The organism is Jeotgalibaca ciconiae, assembly GCF_003955755.1.
GTDB lineage: Bacteria > Bacillota > Bacilli > Lactobacillales > Aerococcaceae > Jeotgalibaca > Jeotgalibaca ciconiae.
Genome location: NZ_CP034465.1, coordinates 2205491 through 2226495 on the forward strand (window position 1 = coordinate 2205491; position 21005 = coordinate 2226495).

The 21005-nt window shown below is 40.8% G+C and carries 15 protein-coding genes, 7 tRNA genes, 2 rRNA genes and 1 other annotated feature; of the genes, 22 read left to right on the plus strand and 2 right to left on the minus strand.

The features are described from left to right. Nucleotides 1-162 precede the first annotated feature (162 nt). The 22 genes from EJN90_RS10235 (at nt 163) to trmL (ending at nt 17194) form a co-directional block, all read left to right on the plus strand. Nucleotides 163-3080, plus strand: a 23S ribosomal RNA gene (locus EJN90_RS10235). Between the two features lie 161 nt (nt 3081-3241). Continuing rightward, a 5S ribosomal RNA gene (gene rrf, locus EJN90_RS10240) occupies nt 3242-3357 on the plus strand. Between the two features lie 25 nt (nt 3358-3382). After that, nucleotides 3383-3456: transfer RNA gene (locus EJN90_RS10245), tRNA-Asn, on the plus strand. A gap of 47 nt (nt 3457-3503) precedes the next feature. After that, nucleotides 3504-3590: transfer RNA gene (locus EJN90_RS10250), tRNA-Ser, on the plus strand. A 15-nt stretch (nt 3591-3605) separates the two neighbouring features. Further along, nucleotides 3606-3677, plus strand: a tRNA-Glu gene (locus EJN90_RS10255). Between the two features lie 58 nt (nt 3678-3735). Continuing rightward, nucleotides 3736-3808, plus strand: a tRNA-Phe gene (locus EJN90_RS10260). Between the two features lie 4 nt (nt 3809-3812). Then, nucleotides 3813-3893: transfer RNA gene (locus EJN90_RS10265), tRNA-Tyr, on the plus strand. Between the two features lie 73 nt (nt 3894-3966). Beyond that, nucleotides 3967-4039 (plus strand) — tRNA-His (locus EJN90_RS10270). Nucleotides 4040-4050: 11 nt separating this feature from the next. Continuing rightward, nucleotides 4051-4122: transfer RNA gene (locus EJN90_RS10275), tRNA-Gln, on the plus strand. A 428-nt stretch (nt 4123-4550) separates the two neighbouring features. Next, nucleotides 4551-5654, plus strand: coding sequence for an NADH-dependent flavin oxidoreductase (locus tag EJN90_RS10280; protein WP_126110928.1), 1104 nt, complete (start codon nt 4551-4553; stop codon nt 5652-5654). 369 nt (nt 5655-6023) lie between these two features. Further along, nucleotides 6024-6259 (plus strand) — a binding site (T-box leader). 80 nt (nt 6260-6339) lie between these two features. Continuing rightward, a complete protein-coding gene (locus EJN90_RS10285; RefSeq protein ID WP_126110930.1) occupies nt 6340-6999 on the plus strand; it encodes an amino acid ABC transporter permease in 660 nt (219 codons plus the stop codon). Beyond that, a complete protein-coding gene (locus EJN90_RS10290; protein ID WP_126110932.1) occupies nt 6980-7657 on the plus strand; it encodes an amino acid ABC transporter permease in 678 nt (225 codons plus the stop codon). Before EJN90_RS10285 ends, EJN90_RS10290 begins: the two co-directional genes overlap by 20 nt. A 10-nt stretch (nt 7658-7667) precedes the next feature. Continuing rightward, nucleotides 7668-8459 carry an amino acid ABC transporter ATP-binding protein gene (locus tag EJN90_RS10295; RefSeq protein WP_126110934.1) on the plus strand — a complete coding sequence of 264 codons (792 nt, stop codon included), beginning with the start codon at nt 7668-7670 and terminating at the stop codon, nt 8457-8459. A gap of 5 nt (nt 8460-8464) precedes the next feature. Continuing rightward, entirely contained in the window at nt 8465-9349 is an 885-nt protein-coding gene (locus tag EJN90_RS10300; RefSeq protein WP_126110936.1) for a cysteine ABC transporter substrate-binding protein, read from the plus strand. Nucleotides 9350-9847: 498 nt separating this feature from the next. Then, nucleotides 9848-10132, plus strand: coding sequence for a hypothetical protein (locus EJN90_RS10305; protein WP_126110938.1), 285 nt, complete (start codon nt 9848-9850; stop codon nt 10130-10132). A 17-nt stretch (nt 10133-10149) separates the two neighbouring features. Further along, a complete protein-coding gene (locus EJN90_RS10310) occupies nt 10150-10848 on the plus strand; it encodes a DUF969 domain-containing protein (protein ID WP_126110940.1) in 699 nt (232 codons plus the stop codon). Nucleotides 10849-10850: 2 nt separating this feature from the next. Then, nucleotides 10851-11792 carry a DUF979 domain-containing protein gene (locus EJN90_RS10315; RefSeq protein ID WP_126110942.1) on the plus strand — a complete coding sequence of 314 codons (942 nt, stop codon included), beginning with the start codon at nt 10851-10853 and terminating at the stop codon, nt 11790-11792. Nucleotides 11793-11809: 17 nt separating this feature from the next. Beyond that, on the plus strand, nt 11810-12457 hold the full coding sequence (pcp, locus tag EJN90_RS10320) for a pyroglutamyl-peptidase I (RefSeq protein WP_126110944.1): 648 nt from the start codon (nt 11810-11812) through the stop codon (nt 12455-12457). A gap of 495 nt (nt 12458-12952) precedes the next feature. Beyond that, the gene (locus EJN90_RS10325; protein WP_126110946.1) at nt 12953-14365 is read left to right on the plus strand and encodes a PTS transporter subunit EIIC; all 1413 of its coding nucleotides are present in this window, start codon (nt 12953-12955) and stop codon (nt 14363-14365) included. Nucleotides 14366-14401: 36 nt separating this feature from the next. Beyond that, nucleotides 14402-15253, plus strand: coding sequence for a methyltransferase domain-containing protein (locus EJN90_RS10330; protein WP_126110948.1), 852 nt, complete (start codon nt 14402-14404; stop codon nt 15251-15253). 250 nt (nt 15254-15503) lie between these two features. Continuing rightward, nucleotides 15504-16658, plus strand: a complete 1155-nt coding sequence (gene queG / locus EJN90_RS10335; RefSeq protein ID WP_126110950.1) for a tRNA epoxyqueuosine(34) reductase QueG — start codon at nt 15504-15506, stop codon at nt 16656-16658. A 26-nt stretch (nt 16659-16684) separates the two neighbouring features. After that, nucleotides 16685-17194 carry a tRNA (uridine(34)/cytosine(34)/5-carboxymethylaminomethyluridine(34)-2'-O)-methyltransferase TrmL gene (gene trmL, locus EJN90_RS10340; protein WP_126110952.1) on the plus strand — a complete coding sequence of 170 codons (510 nt, stop codon included), beginning with the start codon at nt 16685-16687 and terminating at the stop codon, nt 17192-17194. Between the two features lie 559 nt (nt 17195-17753). On the opposite strand, the gene EJN90_RS10345 is transcribed toward trmL, so the two are convergent. Together EJN90_RS10345 and EJN90_RS10350 are read right to left on the minus strand one after the other, a co-directional pair. Then, nucleotides 17754-19967: a transglutaminase-like domain-containing protein gene (locus tag EJN90_RS10345; RefSeq protein WP_126110954.1), complete on the minus strand. Its 2214-nt coding sequence runs from the start codon at nt 19965-19967 to the stop codon at nt 17754-17756. Next, entirely contained in the window at nt 19964-21004 is a 1041-nt protein-coding gene (locus EJN90_RS10350) for a DUF58 domain-containing protein (RefSeq protein WP_126110956.1), read from the minus strand. The genes EJN90_RS10345 and EJN90_RS10350 overlap by 4 nt, the downstream gene beginning before the upstream one ends. Nucleotide 21005 lies beyond the last annotated feature (1 nt).

The window sequence follows — 21005 nt, forward strand, 5'->3', positions numbered from 1 at the left end:
TTTGAGAGGTCAACTCTCAATGAATCTTTGTTCCTTGAAAACTGAATAGCATAACATGAAATACAAAGTAAGAAACCAAAACATTTTACCGCGTTACACGTTGGACGATTTTTTAGAAAACGTTCGATAGTAAAGGCCAGCAATGGCCGAAGCTTGACCACAGGTTAAGTGAATAAGGGCGCACGGTGGATGCCTTGGCACTAGGAGCCGATGAAGGACGGGACGAACGCCGATATGCTCCGGGGAGCTGTAAGTAAGCATTGATCCGGAGATTTCCGAATGGGGCAACCCAATATCTTTGATAGGATATTACAAACACGTGAATACATAGCGTGTTTGAGGTAGACGCAGGGAACTGAAACATCTCATTACCTGCAGGAAGAGAAAGAAAAATCGATTCCCTGAGTAGCGGCGAGCGAAACGGGAAAAGCCCAAACCAGAGAGCTTGCTCTCTGGGGTTGTAGGACTGGGACGTGAGACTGCAATGGATAGCAGAAGCCGGCTGGAAAGCCGCGCAAGACAGGGTAACAGCCCCGTATGCGAAATCCAGCGCAGCTCTACCAGGATCCTGAGTACGGCGGAACACGAGAAATTCCGTCGGAATCCGGGAGGACCATCTCCCAAGGCTAAATACTCCCTAGTGACCGATAGTGAACCAGTACCGTGAGGGAAAGGTGAAAAGCACCCCGGAAGGGGAGTGAAATAGTACCTGAAACCGTGTGCTTACAAGTAGTCAGAGCCCGTTAAGGGGTGATGGCGTACCTTTTGTAGAATGGACCGGCGAGTTACGATCCCATGCGAGGTTAAGCCGAAAAGGCGGAGCCGCAGCGAAAGCGAGTCTGAACAGGGCGAATGAGTATGTGGTCGTAGACCCGAAACCAGGTGACCTACCCATGTCCAGGTTGAAGGTGCGGTAATACGCACTGGAGGACCGAACCCACGTACGTTGAAAAGTGCGGGGATGAGGTGTGGGTAGCGGAGAAATTCCAATCGAACCTGGAGATAGCTGGTTCTCTCCGAAATAGCTTTAGGGCTAGCCTCGGATCAACGAATCGTGGAGGTAGAGCACTGTTTGGACTAGGGGCCCTTCTCGGGTTACCGAATTCAGATAAACTCCGAATGCCATGGATTCAAGTCCGGGAGTCAGACTGCGAGTGATAAGATCCGTAGTCGAAAGGGAAACAACCCAGCCCACCAGCTAAGGTCCCAAAGTATCTGTTAAGTGGAAAAGGATGTGGGGTTGCACAGACAACTAGGATGTTGGCTCAGAAGCAGCCATCATTTAAAGAGTGCGTAATAGCTCACTAGTCGAGTGACCCTGCGCCGAAAATTTACCGGGGCTAAACAGATCACCGAAGCTGTGGATGGAACCCATTGGGGTTCCGTGGTAGGAGAGCGTTCTAAGGGCAGAGAAGCCGGACCGTGAGGACCGGTGGAGCGCTTAGAAGTGAGAATGCCGGTATGAGTAGCGAAAGACGGGTGAGAATCCCGTCCACCGAATGACTAAGGTTTCCTGGGGAAGGCTCGTCCTCCCAGGGTTAGTCGGGACCTAAGCCGAGGCCGACAGGCGTAGGCGATGGACAACAGGTTGATATTCCTGTACCAGTTGTTTTTGTTTGAACGATGGAGGGACGCAGGAGGCTAAGGAAAGCGTGCGATTGGAAGAGCACGCCCAAGCAGTGAGTCCGGGGGAGAGTCAAATGCTTTCCCCCGCACGGATGAGCTGTGACGGGGAGGGAAATTGAGTACCGAAGTTCCCGATGCCACACTGCCAAGAAAAGCTTCTAGTTAGAAACCAACTGCCCGTACCGCAAACCGACACAGGTAGTCGAGGAGAGTATCCTAAGGTGAGCGAGCGAACTCTCGTTAAGGAACTCGGCAAAATGACCCCGTAACTTCGGGAGAAGGGGTGCTGACCGCAAGGTCAGCCGCAGTGAATAGGCCCAAGCGACTGTTTATCAAAAACACAGGTCTCTGCAAAATCGAAAGATGACGTATAGGGGCTGACGCCTGCCCGGTGCTGGAAGGTTAAGAGGAGAGGTTAGCCGCAAGGCGAAGCTTCGAATTGAAGCCCCAGTAAACGGCGGCCGTAACTATAACGGTCCTAAGGTAGCGAAATTCCTTGTCGGGTAAGTTCCGACCCGCACGAAAGGCGTAACGATTTGGGCACTGTCTCAACGAGAGACTCGGTGAAATTATAGTACCAGTGAAGATGCTGGTTACCCGCGACAGGACGGAAAGACCCCATGGAGCTTTACTGCAGGTTGATATTGATTGTTTCTGCCACATGTACAGGATAGGTAGGAGCCGTAGAAGTCGGGACGCTAGTCTCGATGGAGGCGCCATTGGGATACTACCCTTGTGGCAGGAACACTCTAACCCGCTGCCCTTATCGGGCAGGGAGACAGTGTCAGTCGGGCAGTTTGACTGGGGCGGTCGCCTCCTAAAATGTAACGGAGGCGCCCAAAGGTTCCCTCAGAATGGTTGGAAATCATTCGCAGAGTGCAAAGGCAGAAGGGAGCTTGACTGCGAGACAGACAAGTCGAGCAGGGACGAAAGTCGGGCTTAGTGATCCGGTGGTACCGCATGGAAGGGCCATCGCTCAACGGATAAAAGCTACCCTGGGGATAACAGGCTTATCTCCCCCAAGAGTTCACATCGACGGGGAGGTTTGGCACCTCGATGTCGGCTCGTCGCATCCTGGGGCTGTAGTCGGTCCCAAGGGTTGGGCTGTTCGCCCATTAAAGCGGCACGCGAGCTGGGTTCAGAACGTCGTGAGACAGTTCGGTCCCTATCCGTCGCGGGCGTTGGAAATTTGAGAGGAGCTGTCCTTAGTACGAGAGGACCGGGATGGACACACCGCTGGTGTACCAGTTGTTCTGCCAAGAGCATCGCTGGGTAGCTATGTGTGGAAGGGATAAACGCTGAAAGCATCTAAGCGTGAAGCCCCCCTCAAGATGAGATTTCCCATCATTTTAAATGAGTAAGACCCCTGAGAGACGATCAGGTAGATAGGCTGGAAGTGGACGCGCAGCGATGTGTGGAGCGGACCAGTACTAATCGGTCGAGGACTTAACCAAGAAACAGACGGTAAGGCGGAAGAATGGTTTCTTTCCGGTAGATCATGTTGGCTATTCAGTTTTGAGGGAACGAAGTTCCTGAAATAAAGAGGGATCACTGTGGGCGAAGCCCGAGTGTCTCATGTCTGTAAGCAGCTGAAGCAGCAACAGCCATGACAATGTGCGGTGGCGATGGCAAGAAGGTCACACCTGTTCCCATCCCGAACACAGAAGTTAAGCTTCTTAGCGCCGATTGTAGTGAAGGGTTTCCCTTTGTGAGAGTAGGACGCTGCCGCGCATATATTTTTTTTGAATATATTTATTCCGCAATAGCTCAGTTGGTAGTAGCGCTTGACTGTTAATCAAGATGTCGTAGGTTCGAGTCCTACTTGCGGAGTTTCTCTTTTTTTTTGAGGATTTTTAAGTATCTGACAATTTTTATTTGGAGAGTTGTCCGAGAGGCCGAAGGAGCACGATTGGAAATCGTGTAGGCGGGAAACTGTCTCAAGGGTTCGAATCCCTTACTCTCCGTAAGCATTTTTATCTGGCCCGTTGGTCAAGCGGTTAAGACACCGCCCTTTCACGGCGGTAACACGGGTTCGAATCCCGTACGGGTCATTATTCTGTTCGTTGTAATTCAATGGATTTACGAACATATAATCTATTAATTTCTTTTGGCTTGGTAGCTCAGTTGGTAGAGCACTTGATTGAAGCTCAAGGTGTCGGCGGTTCGATTCCGTCCCAAGCCATTCTGGAGGGGTAGCGAAGTGGCTAAACGCGGCGGACTGTAAATCCGCTCCTTCGGGTTCGGCAGTTCGAATCTGCCCCCCTCCATATTAATTTGAAAAATTATCTTAATAGGGTATAGCTTAAAGCTAGAATAATCTGCTCCCTATTTTGAATTTTGGCGATTGTGGCGAAGTGGTTAACGCACCGGCTTGTGGCGCCGGCACTCGTGGGTTCGATTCCCATCAGTCGCCCTTTTACTTTTTGGGGTATAGCCAAGCGGTAAGGCAACGGACTTTGACTCCGTCACTCGTTGGTTCGAATCCAGCTACCCCAGTAATTATAAAAAAATCAATAAAAATCCTGAGACAATGTAATATTGTTTCAGGATTTTTTTTATGGAATAAATCTGCCAAGGGAGAGACTTTCAAGCGAACTTTTGAGTCTGAATATTCCTATTATTTCTATTTTTGGTGCAGATCTTAGTCGTTCAAGGCCATCTCGCTTCTCAATGTTTATGGTATTTTCTTCCACTGAAGTTTGATTTTATCCTCACTGGACGGAATTAATAACTAATTTTGTCTACTGAAGCCTGTTCTTATTGCCACTGGATGAGAATACCATATAAAATTTGAAGTGTTGCTGTGAGGATTTTTAATTCCCCATATTCCCCATATTTTCCTTCCCAAACAGCGAATTAGCTTTCAATTCTGTAAAACGATAGAATGATAATAAGTAAGTAAATAGGAAAAAGGAGATAGCAGAATGACAAAAGTGAATGAGAGTATCAAATTTTCACGTGGTTTAGAATTAAAGAATCGCATAGTAATGGCTCCTATGACAACGAAAATGAGCTTTTACGATGGAGTTGTTACTAAAGATGAATTAGATTATTATTCTCTTCGTTCTGGTGAACTTGGTGCTGTTATTACAGCTGCAGCAAATGTTCAAGAAGTTGGAAAAGGCTGGGAAGGAGAATTGGGGGCTTATGATGATAAATTCATTCCTGGTTTGAGTAAATTAGCTTCTGTTATTAAACAAAGTGGCACAAAAGCGATTTTACAAATTTTCCATGGCGGACGTATGACGAACTCAAAAGTTACGCGAGGAAAAGAAGTTGTTTCAGCTAGTGCGATTCCTGCTGAAAGACCTGGAGCTGAGACTCCTAAAGAATTGAGACAGGAAGAAATACTTGAATTAATCGAAGCGTACAAAGAAGCAACTCGAAGAGCGATGGAAGCAGGCTTCGATGGAGTAGAGCTTCATGGAGCAAATACCTATCTGATCCAACAGTTCTTTTCACCTCATTCTAATCGCCGGGAGGATGAGTGGGGAGGAAGCTTAGAGAAAAGATTTAAGTTCATAGACGAGCTTGTTGATGGTGTTACGGAATTGGTTGATCAATCTGATAGAGAGAACTTCATTGTGGGCTATCGTTTTTCGCCGGAAGAATATGAGGAGCCAGGAATTCGTTTTGCGGATACTCTTTATTTAGTAGAGCAATTAGCAAATAAACCGCTGGACTATTTGCATATTTCGTTAAATGATTACTCACGAGTTTCACAGAGTGACGACCATCAAGGAAAGCCTATGCTTGCTTATATATTTGAAAAAATTGCTGGCCGCGTACCGCTAATCGGCGTTGGCGATGTTCGAAGCAGGGAAGACGCAGAGAAAGTTTTGAAAATGGCTAATATAGTGGCTGTCGGCAGAGCTTTGTTAATTGATCCAAACTGGACAAGTAAAATAATGAATAATCAAGAAGAATTGGTACGTAAGCAAGTTTCTCATTTTGACAGAGAGAAGTTAGGATTAACAAACGGAGTCTGGGAATTTATGGAAAACATGATGGCAGACCGGATAAAATAAGCATGCAAATAAAATAAGAAAAGCGGACAAGTCCGCCTTGGCCTATGAAAAAATAGGAAATTTGACCCTGAATTGTCAGGAGACTTCACGCTTCAGCGGGTTAGTCGAATGATATGCGTTAGCGAGCAGCGAAGTGCGCAATGGGGCAAATTTATCTTTTTTTTCATTAGGTCAGGACTTGGGAGCTAGACATTGATGGCTGAACTTATAATCCCCTAGTCTATTAAAAAGGCTGGAGCGCAAGTCGCTTCGCCTTTCCTTTTTTATAGCGGAAAATAAGGTTGCATTTTTTAAATCAATATAATACAATGAATGAAGTTAAAAATAAATGAGAAAAAACTAATCTAGTTTAAAAAAACTTAATTAATTGTAAATGCTTTGAAGAAGGAAAGTAATATATATGGAAATTTTAGAGAGAGTATTGTAGTGGTGAAAGATACTTATTGGAGATATATATGAAAATGGCCTTTTTAGTACAGCACCGAATCCTAGTAGGCTGCTGCGGATCTTAACCGTTATTGTAAGAATAGCATGATGGTGCTATATAAGGTGGGCATTTTTGAATGCCAATTTGAGTGGTAACGCGGATAAACTTCGTCTCTGTAATTTTAAGAGTCGGAGTTTTTTTGTATGGAATTTTAAATTAATTGACTAAGAATGATTGCTTAATCAGAAAGGGGAAAAAATGGACTTACAATTTATGAAAGATTTTGCTCCTATTTATGTAGAGGCTGGAATACTAACTTTTCGAATTGCACTAATTGGAATAATGGGTGCAACGATTGTTGGATTACTCACTTGTTTAACTCGGTACTTCAAAGTGCCCCTATTGAGTAAGATAGCTGGCTTGTATATCGAATTATCAAGGAACACACCACTGCTTGTTCAGCTATTTTTCCTGTACTTCGGATTACCGAAGCTAGGGATTTTACTGAGTTCAGAAAGTTGTGGGATTATCGGATTAATTTTTTTAGGTGGCAGTTATATGTCAGAGGCATTTCGGAGTGGCTTAGAAGCTGTTGAAAACAGACAAATTGAATCAGCTTTGAGCATCGGATTAACGAACTTACAAGTTTTTAGGTATATTTTGATGCCCCAAGCGATTACCATATCATTACCTGCCTTTTTGGCAAATATAGTCTTTCTTATAAAGGAAACATCGGTATTTAGTGTAGTAGCATTGCCTGATTTAATGTATATTGCCAAAGATTTAATAGGTTTATATTATAACACGGACGAAGCTTTGCTGATGTTGGTGGTCTCATACGCGGTAATCTTATTACCGATTGTAGCTTTGTTTCATTTTGTAGAAAGGAAGTTGAGATATGCAGGATTTGGGGATTAGTATTTTATTTCAAGGCAGAAATTTTGTGAGATTACTAGAAGGACTATGGGTGACTATCAATATTTCACTCATCTCCGTTAGTATCTCCATCTTGTTGGGCATAATTTTAGGTATGGTAATGACGATAAAAAATCCAGTCATTACAATTTTTACAAAGTTTTATCTTGAATTTGTACGTGTCATGCCGCAACTGGTCTTGCTGTTTTTAGTATATTTTGGTTTGACTAGGGCTTTTAATATTAATTTGTCAGGAGAACTTTCTTCTATCATTGTATTCTCTTTATGGGGTACTGCGGAAATGGGTGATTTAGTACGTGGGGCGTTGATCTCTATTCCCAAACATCAGTATGAAAGTGGTATGTCACTCGGCCTTACAAAGCTGCAAGTTTATCAATATGTGATTATCCCTCAAACGGTAAGGCGGTTATTGCCTCTGGCACTCAATCTAGTGACCAGAATGATAAAAACCACTTCGCTAATCGTACTGATTGGCGTTGTAGAAGTTGTTAAAGTAGGTCAGCAAATTATCGAATCATCACGTCTCACTGATCCGAATGCTTCGTTATGGATATATGGAACGATTTTCTTCCTATATTTCCTTATTTGTTACCCGCTTTCCTTGCTTGCAACAAGATTAGAAAGAAAATGGAAAAATTGAGGTGATAAAGGTGAATTATGAAAAAACATTACTTAAAATTAGGGATTTGAGGAAGAGCTATGATGACAGCATCGTCCTGAAAGATTTATCTTTAGATATTCATAAGGGAGAAGTTGTTGTTATTATTGGGCCTTCAGGCTGTGGGAAAAGTACTCTGTTAAGATGTATAAATGGCTTGGAAGACATTCAAAATGGAGAAATACAATTGAATGGTGAATTGATTAGTAACCAAAGAAAAAATATGCATTTGGTTCGCCAAAAAGTAGGCATGGTTTTCCAAAGCTATGATTTATTTCCTCATATGACAATTCTTGATAATGTCCTGCTGGGACCAATGAAAGCTCAGAATAGAAATAAAGAAGAAGTGACGAGAGAGGCAGAGGCAGCGTTAAGTCGTGTAGGACTCCTAGATAAAAAAGATGCCTATCCAAGACAACTTTCAGGTGGTCAAAAGCAGAGAGTTGCGATTGTTCGCTCACTATGTATGCATCCTGAACTAATGCTCTTTGATGAGGTCACTGCTGCATTAGATCCTGAAATGGTAAGAGAAGTTCTGGATGTGATGTTAGAACTTGCGAGAGAGGGAAGTACGATGATCATTGTTACTCACGAAATGCAATTTGCGCGAGCGGTTGCCGATAGAATCCTATTTATGGATAAAGGTGCAATCGTTGAAGAAAATGCCCCTGCTGAGTTTTTCGCCAACCCCCAGACGGACAGGGCAAAACAGTTTTTAAATATGTTTGAATTTAATGCTATAAAAAGCGTTGAAGATAAAAAAATAGAAATAAAGGGAGAGTAAAGATTATGAGAAAAACGAAGAACTTATTATTTTTATTATTAGCTTTCATTGTTGCCGCGACAGGATTAGCAGGATGCTCGAGCAGTTCTGCAGATAGCACGGAATCAGGTGGGTCAGAAGTAAGTGCTAATGGAACTGCTAGAACTTTAGAGGAAATTAAGGAAAGTGGAAACATAACCATTGGTGTTTTCAGCGATAAAAAACCATTTGGATACGTTGACGAAAATGGAGATTATCAAGGTTATGATATTTATTTTGGAAATCGAATTGCTGAAGATTTAGGTGTTGAAGTTGAATATGTAACCGTTGATGCAGCTAGTCGGGTAGAATATTTGGAAACAGCAAAGGTGGATATCATTCTTGCTAATTTTACTGTAACGGAAGAACGCGCTGAAAAAGTTGATTTTGCACTGCCTTATATGAAAGTTTCATTAGGAGTTGTATCTCCCGATCATGCAATCATTACTGATGTTGAAGAACTAAATGGAAAAACTTTGATCGTGGCAAAGGGTACTACAGCTGACATTTATTTCACAGAAAATCACCCAGAAATTGAATTATTAAAATTCGATCAATATAGCGATGCTTATGGTGCATTATTAGATGGAAGAGGGGATTCTTTCTCTACTGATAATACCGAAGTTCTTGCTTGGGCTATTGAAAATGGAGGATATACCGTTGGAATTGATACTTTAGGAGATTTAGATACAATAGCGCCAGCGGTCCAAAAAGGAAACACTGAACTATTGGATTGGTTAAATGCTGAAATAAAAACGTTAGGGGAAGAACAGTTCTTCCATAAGAACTTTGAGGAAACTTTAGCGCCTGCTTATGGAGATGCGGCAGTTGCAGATAATATAGTAGTTGAAGGCGGAGTAGTAGAGGAATAAAAACTTATTTAGCCGTCAAACATAAAAGCCACACAATGCCGTTTATTGCTTGTGTGGCTTTTTTTTGTGGACTAGGGGATTATAAGTTCAGCCATCAATGTCTAGCTCCCAAGTCCTGACCTAGTGAAAAAAAGATAAATTTGCCCCATTGCGCGCTTCGCTGCTCGCTAACGCATATCATTCGACTAACCCGCTGAAGCGTGAAGTCTCCTGACAATTCAGGGTCAAATTTCCTATTTTTTCATAGGCCAAGGCGGACTTGTCCGCTTTTCTTATGGAGTAGGGTAGTATATGAGTTCTGCTTTCTATCTCCAACTATCAAGTTATATTTCCTATTTTTTCATAGCCAAGACGACCTTATCTGCTTTTCTTATCAATATATTGTTGAATTCGATTTACTTTTGTTACATCATTACGATTTCCGTCAATTATTTTCTCAAATCCTCTGATATTTGCTATACTTTAAGAAAATAGGATGAGGAAGAAAGGAGAGTACACATGGAGAAGAACGACAAAAACTCATATGAAGAAGGCTCACATGTTCCTGACTCAAGTATTCCAGAAACGAAAAAAGATGAACTGATAACAGATAAGTCAATCGAGGACCCGACATCGATAAATAAAGGGAAAAAAGATGGCGGTTTAGCGATTTATTGGTTGCCAATCGGCATTGCCATTGGTACTGCATTAGGTTCTGCAATGGACAATATTGGAATGGGCGTTGGCTTAGGGGTTTCGCTTGGTTTATTATTGAGTGTGGTTTTTAGAAAGAAGGAAAAATAAGCTAGGAGTGGGTTATTGTGGAATGGATTAAGTTAATTGGTATTGTGATTATTGTTGTTGGATTTTTATTGAAATTAGATACCATCGCCGTTGTATTAATTGCTGCAGTAGTGACGGGATTGGTTTCAGGAATTTCATTTGTAGAAATATTAGAGATTTTAGGAAAAGCATTTGTTGATAATCGTTTGGTTACCTTATTTTTCTTAACATTGCCAATGATTGGCTTGTCCGAACATTTTGGATTAAAAACGCAAGCTACAAATTTAATCCAAAAAATGAAGGGTTTGACGTCGGGTAGAATGTTGACCTTATATCAATTTATCCGTGAAATTGCAGCATTCTTTTCAATTCGTGTGCAAGGACAAACGCAATTTGTTCGTCCGATCGTAGATCCAATGGTTCAAGCAGCATCTAAATTGAAATACGGTGAAATTGAAGAAGATGATGTTGAATTGCTAAAGGCCCAATCTGCAGCATCTGAAAACTTTGGTAATTTCTTCGCACAAAATACATTTATCGCGAGTTCTGGCGTCTTGTTGATTGCTGGTACAATGGAATCTCTCGGATATGACATCTCACCGGTTTCTGTAGCGCAAGCGTCCATTCCGATTGCTTTGATAGCATTGGTATTGTCTGCTTTAAATAATTTTCGTATTGATAAGAAATTAGATCGTAAATATAAGAAGCGTAAAAATGTAATGAAAGGAGAGGAATAATTATGGATGCAAGCTATATTACGGGAACCGTTGTGCCAATCCTTTTAGAATTATTCTTTATCCTGATTGGCTTACAATTATTCTATACTGCTTACCGCGTTCTGCGTCAAGCAGATCATCCAGCTCGTTGGGGAACAGCAGGATTTTGGATCTTATTGGGTATTTTATTCGCGGCAGGAAATATAATTCCTCCAGCAGTGGATGGCGTCTTGTTGCTAGGAATTGGTGCGTTAACATTGTTGAAACAAGTAAAAGTTGGTAAAGTAGAGACAAATTCAGAAGAAGAGCAAGTATATCATGCTGCTCGTTTTTCGAACTGGATTTTCTTGCCAGCTGTACTACTTGCTTTAACAGCCGTGTTGATTGCTCAGTTTACACCGTTCGGCGGGCAAGTAGGAATTGGCGCTGCGGCAATTCTTTCATTAGCTGTAGCGATGATTCTTTTTAGAGCTTCACCCAAAATTACTTTGTCGCAATCCGATCGAATGGTTCAACAAGTCGGAGCCGTTGGGATTTTACCACAGCTATTGGCAGCTTTGGGTGTTCTTTTTACAGCGGCTGGCGTAGGAGATGTGATTGCTGATATCATTTCTGGGTTTGTTCCTGCAGGCAACCGTTTGTTAGGTGTGATTGCCTATGTCCTTGGAATGGTCATTTTCACAATGATCATGGGAAATGGTTTTGCGGCGTTTACGGTTATTACGGCGGGAATTGGTATTCCATTTGTTATTTCGCAGGGAGCTGACCCAGTTATTGCTGGAGCGTTAGCAATGACAGCTGGATTCTGTGGAACTTTGATGACACCAATGGCAGCAAACTTTAATGCTTTACCAGCTGCTTTATTGGAAATGAAGAACCCAAATGGCGTTATTAAAGCTCAAACACCATTAGCTCTTGTACTGATCGTTGTGCATATTGCTTTGATGTATTTCTGGGCATTTTAGAAGGAGGAAATTTTATTATGAAAATTTTAGTAGCAGCTTTTGATCCGTTTGGCGGAGAAAAAATCAATCCGGCCTTAGAAGCGGTAAAATTACTGGATAATGAAATCGCTGGAGCGGAGATTATTAAGTTAGAGATTCCGACAGTCTTTCATAAATCAGCGGATACTATGCGTGAAAAGGCTTTGGAAGTAAAACCTGACATGATTTTGTGTGTGGGACAGGCGGGCGGACGCTTCGCCTTAACCCCGGAACGTGTTGCGATCAATCAAGACGACGCGCGTATTGAAGACAATGAAGGAAACCAGCCAATTGATGTGCCCATTCAAGAGGACGGACCACCAGCATATTTTTCAACCTTGCCAATTAAAGCGATGGTTGAAAAAATAAAAGAAACAGGAGTTCCATCGGCCGTTTCCAACACTGCAGGTACATTCGTCTGCAACCACATTATGTATCAAGCTTTATATTTAACGGAAAAAGAATTACCAGGAGTTCGTGCTGGCTTTATCCATGTTCCTTATATTCCGGAACAAGTTGTCGATAAGCCAAATCAACCTGCTATGAGCCTTGAAGATATCGCAAAAGGATTAACGGGTGCTCTCGAAGCAATGGTTGAGTATCGTGATAAAGATGATTTAAAAGTAATCGGTGGCGAAACCCACTAAACGCAAAGAAGGCTGGGAGATTGATTCCTGGTCTTTTTTTGTAGAGCAGGATCTTAAAAGTGCAAGCTTCAACTCTGTATGAGCAGCTGAAAGTGTCACTTAGGACGAAAGTGCAAGCTTCAGGCTTAAAAAACATCGTGAAGGTGTCTCTTTTGAAAAAAACGTAAGCTTCAAGTGATAAAATACATCTGAAGCTTACACATTTTATTATAGACTAGGGGATTATAAGTTCAGCCATCAATGTCTAGCTCCCAAGTCCTGACCTAGTGAAAAAAAGATAAATTTGCCCCATTGCGCGCTTCGCTGCTCATTCAGGGTCAAATTTCCTATTTTTTCATAGGTCAAGGCGGACTTGTCCGCTTTTCTTATCAGATTCGAAAACTGTTCTTTCATTTTCCTTAAAAATGGTAAAAAATCCTATTTTCTGATATATTTTAGATAATAATATTGAGTAAGTTGTTCATTGTTCATCCTGGAAAGGAAGGAGGACATGCTATGAAACAGGACGTTGGTGAATTGGAAAGAAACGCAGAACGAATTGTTTTATATGCTGGCGGCGCAGGGAACATTATTGGTATTTCAGCAGGCAGGCATTCACTTTTGTCTATTTCAGTAAAACATATGAGTTATGTCGATAAACCCTCTTTCATAAAGATGACTTTCATAGATGAAGTTATTTTTACTAATCAGGAAATTGTCATTCACATCGAAGATATTCCTGCTCGTGAAGTAGAAATAGCCATTAGACTTTACGACGGCGAAAATGTAATCGTAAATGAGGAACCCGATGAAATACCTGAGAGCAATTTAGAGAAAACATTCTATTACGTGCAAACTATATTTATACCCCTATTGCCGGTTTTGATTGGTGGAGGAATTCTGCAGGCGATTATCATCCTGGTTTATAACCTAGATTTTTTTTCAGCTTTTACAATGGAGCAAACCTCACTATCAACACTATCTGGCATGGTTTATAACTATCTGCCTGTTATGATCGCTTTTTCAAGCGCTAAATATCATAAAGCCAATCCTTACATCGCTGTTACGACAGCCAGCATCTTGATGCATCCTCTCATCACTTCATTTATTTCAGACATCATATTAGAAAAATTCTTAGGATTCCGACTTTTATCCGAAACTTATTCAAACAGCATATTGCCTATTTTAATGATTGTGCCGATTCTTGGATATATTGAGAATCATTTTAAAGTTAAACTCCCTTCCTCATTAAAGCTAATTTTGAAACCATTTCTATTACTATTAGCAGGTCTTTCGTTAGGAATATTTTTATTTCGCCCATTGATGACATTACTTGGGAACGCGATTGTTGCACTAATCGAACTGTTGCATACGGTTGCGCCATGGAGCGTGCCTACTTTATTAGGTTTATTCGGACCAGCGATTGTTGTGACCGGCGCACACTATTCGTTGTTTCCATTAGTTATAGATAATATTGAAGCGGCCGGATTTGATAGTATCCTTGGCCCAGCAATGATAGCAGTTAATTTTGCACATGCAGGAGTAGCTTTGGCAGTTATATTAAGAACGAAAAACCATAATTTCCGTACGTACTCTATCGCATCATTTGTGATGACATTGTTTGGTGTGTCGCAACCAACGATCTTTGGTATTGAAATTATGCTTAAAAAACCATTCTTATATGCCATGCTGGGTGGAGGAGTTGGAGGTCTTCTTGCAGGGATTTTCAAATTGAAGACCTATTTGCTCGTCAATCCAAGTGTTGCTTCTCTATTTGCCTTTCAGGACCAGGGAAACAACCTCCTGAAAACAGGCATCGTAATTCTTGTTTCTTTTCTTGTGGCCTTTCTTTTAACATGGAAAAGCGCATTTTTGGAACCGATTGATGAAAATTTTCAACTAACAAGTCCTTATCAAGATGAAATATAGTAAAATAGAATGAATAGAATAAGAAGGAGTCTTTATGTGAAAAAAATTGAGCGAAGTGGTTTATTTATGAAAGAAAATCTGCACTTGTTCCAATGCCCCGTATGCAAGCAAAATTTTACGGATGTAGTGGGGACAAGTGTAGTTTGTGTGGAGAATCATCAATTCGATTTGTCTAAAAAAGGAACGCTGCATCTTTTATTAAAAGGTGGACAGAATGAATATGATAAAAAAATGCTGTCGAGCCGAAAAAAACTGGCAGAGACTGGCTTTTTTCAGCCAATGCTGGACGTCGTAAAAAAACAATTAGAGGGAAGAAATATAACAGCACTTCTAGATGTGGGATGTGGAGAAGGCTCTCACCTACATTATTTACAAAATCAGGGAGTATCTGGCACTAAAATTGGTTTTGATATTTCCAAAGACGCTATTCAGTTGGCAGCCTCTCATTATTTTGACGATGCATTTTGGTGTGTGGCTGATTTGGCTCATTCTCCATTTGCCGGAGAGCAGTTTGATGCGATTTTGAATATTTTATCGCCATCTCATTATGAAGAGTTTGGTCGTCTCTTGAAAAAAGGTGGTGTAGTTGTCAAAGTAGTTCCCGATGCGGATTATTTAATTGAGCTTCGTCAAAAATTGTTTATGCTGGAGGAAGAAAAGCAGAGCTATGAGAACGAACCGGTAATCAAACGTTTTGAACAAGCATATCCAAATTACTTACATGAACATGTTAGATATGAAGTGTCTCTTACAGCAGAAGTTTACCGCTGGTTATTAGAAATGACGCCTTTAACGTGGGGAGCAGATGAAGGGAAACGACTGGAACTCTTGGCAGAGCCACTACCATCCATTACAGTTGCGATGTCTGTCCTTGTAGGTATAAAGTAAGCGGCAGTAAGGTCTCGTAGAATTCGTCAAAAAGGTGTTTACAAACAAATGTTATCTTGTTATACTGATATCATCATTTTGTTTCGAGTATCATTGCCATTATACAGTCATACAAAATGAATCATCCAACGTATTGATTTGCCGTGTCTATCACCGAATCTATACGTTTTTTTGTGGGCATTTTTTTATTCTTTATAGAATAAAATGGTATACTTATTCACAACAACTGTTTGAAAAAAGGAGGCATATAATGACAAATGCTGTGTTGAAACGAGAAATACTGGAAGCATGTAAAGAAATTGGAATTGATAAGATTGGTTTTACTACTGCAGAGCCATTTGATTATATGAAAGAACCTCTTTTAGAGCAGCATGCAAAAGGACATACTTCTGGCTTCGAGCATCAAGTACTAGATGAGCGTTTATATCCAGAATTGATTTTTGATAATCCCAAATCAATTTTAGCGATTGGGCTAGCTTATCCAAGCAAGCCTTTAGAAAAACCAGAACGGGTAAAAGGTGAGCGCCGTGGTTCGTTTGCCCGGGCATCTTGGGGAACCGATTATCATTTTATTTTGCGTGATAAAATGGATCAATTGATCACGTTTATTCAAGAAAGGGTACCTGACGCACGTTTTAAGCCTATGGTAGATACAGGTGAATTAATTGATACAGTTGTTGCCCAGCGTGCTGGTCTTGGTTTTATCGGCAGGAACGGTCTTTTAATTACAGAGGAATTCGGCACATATGTCTACCTTGGCGAAATTATCACCGACATCCCTTTTGAACCGGATGCACCTGGTGTTTTTGGCTGTGGCGACTGCATGCGTTGTGTAACAGCATGTCCAACAGGTGCTCTTTTAGGAAATGGTCAATTGAATCCCAAAGTTTGTCTTTCATTCCAAACACAAACAAAGGGCAGCATGCCGGAAGAATTCCGTAAAAAAATGGGTCATGTCATTTATGGCTGTGACATTTGTCAACAAGCTTGTCCATATAACAGAGGAATTGATTCTCATTTTCATCCAGAGATGGAACCTGAACCAGATCGAGAAACGCCGGTCTTGCAGCCGATGTTAACCATATCGAATCGTGATTTCAAAGCACGTTTTGGTGTATTAGCGGGTTCTTGGCGTGGGAAGAAGCCTTTGCAGCGAAATGCGATTATTGCCCTGGCGAATTATCGAGATCGCAGCGCTGTGCCTCAGCTATTACAGTTGATGGAGCAAGATCCTCGTCCTGTTATCCGCGGAACAGCAGCTTGGGCGATCGGGCAGATTTTACGGGATGCAAATGCCGATATTCTTGATTTTTTCAAAGAACGAATGGAAGCAGAAGAAGATGAAGAAGCAAGAGCTGAGATGGAAATGGCTCTGGTAAAATTAGAAGAATTAGCTGATAAGTAGGCTTTTTGAAGGAGAATTTTTAGGCAATGACAAATCATGTAGTTTTATTTGAACCACAAATACCGGCCAATACAGGAAATATTGCAAGGACCTGTGCTGCAACAAATAGTCCGTTGCATTTAATTGAACCGCTTGGCTTTTCCACTGATGATAAGCATTTGAAAAGAGCGGGCCTGGATTATTGGAATGAAGTAGAGATTTATAAACATGAAAATATGGAAGCTTTTCTAAAATTTGTAGGCGGTCGCAAGTTATATCTGATTACAAAGTTTGCAGAAAAAGTTTATTCAGACGTTGATTATACCGCGGAAGAAGATGTTTTCTTTATCTTTGGTAAAGAAACAACGGGCTTGCCTGAAGAATTTATGCATGAGCGCGAAGATGACTGTCTGAGAATTCCGATGAATGATGAGCATGTGCGTTCGCTTAATTTATCAAATACTGCATGCATGATTGTCTATGAAGCACTGCGACAACAGGGATTTCCGAACCTGGAAAAAAGCCATGTATATGAAAATGACAAATTAAAAAAATAAGAAAAGTAAAAAATTTGCCAACTTCGCTTGTGAATAGTGATTTGGCAAGTTTTTATTTGTTGTGGAGCAGAGGGGGGAAGTTCTGTCCTAGTAAAAAATGATCCAGTTGCTGTTTTCCTTATTTTAAAATGAGTATTCTCGGTTTTATCAGGTAAGAGTGCCTAATATTTTGTATGCTTTCCTTGTAGACTAGGGGATTATAAGTTCAGCCATCAATGTCTAGCTTCCAAGTCCTGACCTAGTGAAAAAAAGATAAATTTGCCCCATTGCGCGCTTCGCTGCTCATTCAGGGTCAAATTTCCTATTTTTTCATAGGTCAAGGCGGACTTGTCCGCTTTTCTTAATAAAAGCAGCTTATCAAGGAAAGCTCCGCTTTTTCTAGCTATCTTTCCCTGATAAGTAATCGATATCAAGGAAAGCCTACATTTAAAGGCACTACTTTCCCTGATAAGTCTCTCGAATTCCCCTAATTTTTTTACTGAAGTCTCCAAGCGAAATTTTTTTGCTACCAACAGCAAATAGGATAGAGGCGCTGTATTTCTTGCTAGATACTTGAGAATTAGAAGCTGCTTTTCTTTTGTATTGCTTGTAAATCTTTAAAAGCAGTTACCATATTCAACAGTATTTTCCTGACTTCTGCATCCTCTACTATTTTTTCATCAGCTGGTGCATATAATAATTTCTCAATTACTTGTACAAAGGCAAGGATATTATTTTTATGCATTGGTATAGCTTTCGTGACTTCTTCAAAGTATTGACGCAGTGTTTCTTGTTTTCGTTTCTTATATCCTATTCCAAACAAAGATAAGACGAGCTTTGTTTTTGTCCTAAGGGAAAAAGAAGGATTCTGTATAAAAAGCTCAATCACTGAGGCATACCATTTTCTGTGTGTGAGTACGCCAATGATGACTCCCATTCCAAGAAGTATCCCGACAAATCGTTTTGGCCAGCCAGTATCTGCTGTATCATTCACATGACTTGCATCTGTGTCCGGGCGAGTCTCTGGCACTTGGGCGGATTCCGCCTCTGCATCAGGAACGATTTCATCCTCTTCATCAGCAGTCAAAAGAGACTCTTCATCCGCAACAGGCGTTTCTTCTTCTGTTCCATCGTCTGGTGTCACAAAATTAGCTAGTGATTGCTGATAGGCAGGGGTCGGTTCAAATGGAACCCAGCCAACTTCAGGAAAATAAATCTCCGGCCAGGAATGGGCATTTGCATTCGTTATTTCATAAAAAGTGTTTCCTTCTTCATTGGTTTGTTGTGTTCCACCATTGAAACCTTTCGCCCAACGAGCAGGAATACCATTCATACGAGCCAAAATAACCATAGCGGTAGAGAAGTTATCGCAGTAGCCGACCTTTGATTCAAATAAAAAGTGATCAACGTAATCTTCGCCTTCCGGAACAAAGGAAGCTTCCCGCATACTGTAACGGAGTCCCGCTTCAGAGCGCAAATAATTTTCAATAGCGAGTACTCGATCGTAAACCGTATTAGAACCTTCAGTAATCTCAGCTGCCAGTTCCCATACGCGCAGAGGAACGGAATTCGGGACTTGTAACTCTTCGGCTTCAAGCAGTTCTTCCTCTATTTCAGGAGCGTTTCTCAATAAAGATTCCCCAATTCCAATGTCTGCAATTGTAAGTGTGTAAGACGTTGGGATCATCGTTTGTTCATCATCGTTTTGGTATTCTAAATCTAAAGAAGGTATTTTGACAGCAAAGTAGCCGTTGTCAATTTGAGTATCAATTAGTTGGTAAGTATAAGGAAAATAATGAAAATCCTCATCACGTTCGATTATAATTTCTGAACTTGTCTCACTTGGCAAAGTGCTTTTCGTCAAATAATCAATTGATATTAAATATGAAAAATCTGCAAAATTCCATCCACTCCCATTGTAAGTTGTCTTCGTTGAAATTCGCCAATAATGAGAAGTATCACTGTACGCAACAAAGGCAGGATCAAAATTCTGTTGAACAGGTCCACCGAGTGATCGGTCATCTTCCCCATAACCCAATTGTTGAAGACCTTCTCCGGAACGGTAAAAGTCGACAAAGTCGAATACTCCTCTATCATCTAGATTCTTTTGAAGTTTGCGAGAATTATTTTCAACCCATTGTTGCTGCTCAGTTAGATTTTCCGTACTCCAAAATGAAAACCAAGTAATAAGTCCTCCAAAAATACTTGCTACAAAAAAAGCTTTTGCAGCTGTTCGCCAACCTTTATCGGTCGGAATTTGAGTTACTCCTAACAATACTAAACTGACTCCAAGAATTTGCACCACATAAGCAAAAAAGTCATAGTCTGTGAAGACATGCAAAATCATTAAATATACCAAGCTGGTCAAAATCGCCCATGAAGGCTTGCGATGATTAATTAATAAATAGGTTGCCAACGAGATAAATAGAAGCATCAACAATAATGCTAGATTCGTAGGGAAAATGTTTGATCCGCCTGCCATAAAATTACTGAATGTCTCACTTAGCAGAGTATAGTTTGTCCGAACCCAATCCCAACCTGACTCAGATAGGGGGAAGTATTGTTGAAAAGTAAACAAGATGACACTAATTTGAAGGGGAAGCCAAATAAACCAAAAAGGCAGCAGCAAAGCAATCAAAGAACTGGCAATTAAAAAATAGTGAAACATTAAAGGAGACTCGAACTCGTTTAAGGGAACAAATATTTCAATAATGGGGTAAAACAAATAAATATTTGCGACTGTTAAAGCTGCTTTCTTTAGAAATGAAATCCAGAATTCTTTTTTCTTGATCATATGTCCTTGCTCACCTCCGTATGGATGAGTTCTGTTTCGCTAAAATAAATGGCTTGTTCTTTTCGTATATTTTGCAAAGAAGGGACGACTTCTCGTGGTGCAAAGACAATAAAGTAATCTTGAGAAGCCATTGCATTTTGATAAAGTGATAACAATTCTTCTAATTGCTTTATCGGCTCAATAAACAGAAGGGCAGATTCATCCGTTCGCTTCATGATTTTTTCTTCAATTTTTCCGATTAAATGGATATGAGTAGTATTGGTCAGCTTCAATTCTTCATACAATGTATAAAATAGGCTGAGTAGTTCTTCAAAATAAAGAGACTCTACTCCATAGAAAATTAATGAGACTCGTGGTTGTATTTCTTTTTCGTATTCTTTTGTCATCAATTTCTGCTGACGATAGCTGGATTTCCAATCAATTTGTTTTAAAGAATCCTGTGGCATATACTCTCTGATTTGGTGGAATTGCGCAGGAGACGACTTTAAATATTGTTTTAATTGGGCATTGGAAGTTAGCTTCTGTAAGTATTGTTGGCGGTAGCGAACGGAAATGAGTTTTGGATAAATATCAAAATCCAAGGCGATTTTTTTTCGTTTCTGATGTAAGAAAAGGCCAAAGTAATCTCTTCCGTAGGTTTGAACCACTAGCTCTTGATAACGTCCTCTTGGTATTTGCAAATCAGTAAATTCAGCATTTATTTTATTCTTAAAAAATATAGGTTGAACCACTTCAAAAACTTGATTTTTTACTTTTAGCTGGATGGTCAGTTCCGGGATAAAGACTGGGAATCTGCTTTTTGTAACCAAGTGAATCAGGAAATTATTGCTTTGGTCCAACTGTGTGTGGATCGTTGCTTCTGCCTTTCCCCAAGAAAAGAGCGTTGAAAAAAACAAAATGAAAAAGAGAATCAAGAAAAAGAGGAAAATAAACCAGGAAGTATTTCCCGGGAAAGCCATTGTGTAAATGAACAACATTAGACAAAAAATAATAGCAAGAAAATAACTTGCGATTTTTCGAATCGCTAACCGCTTCATG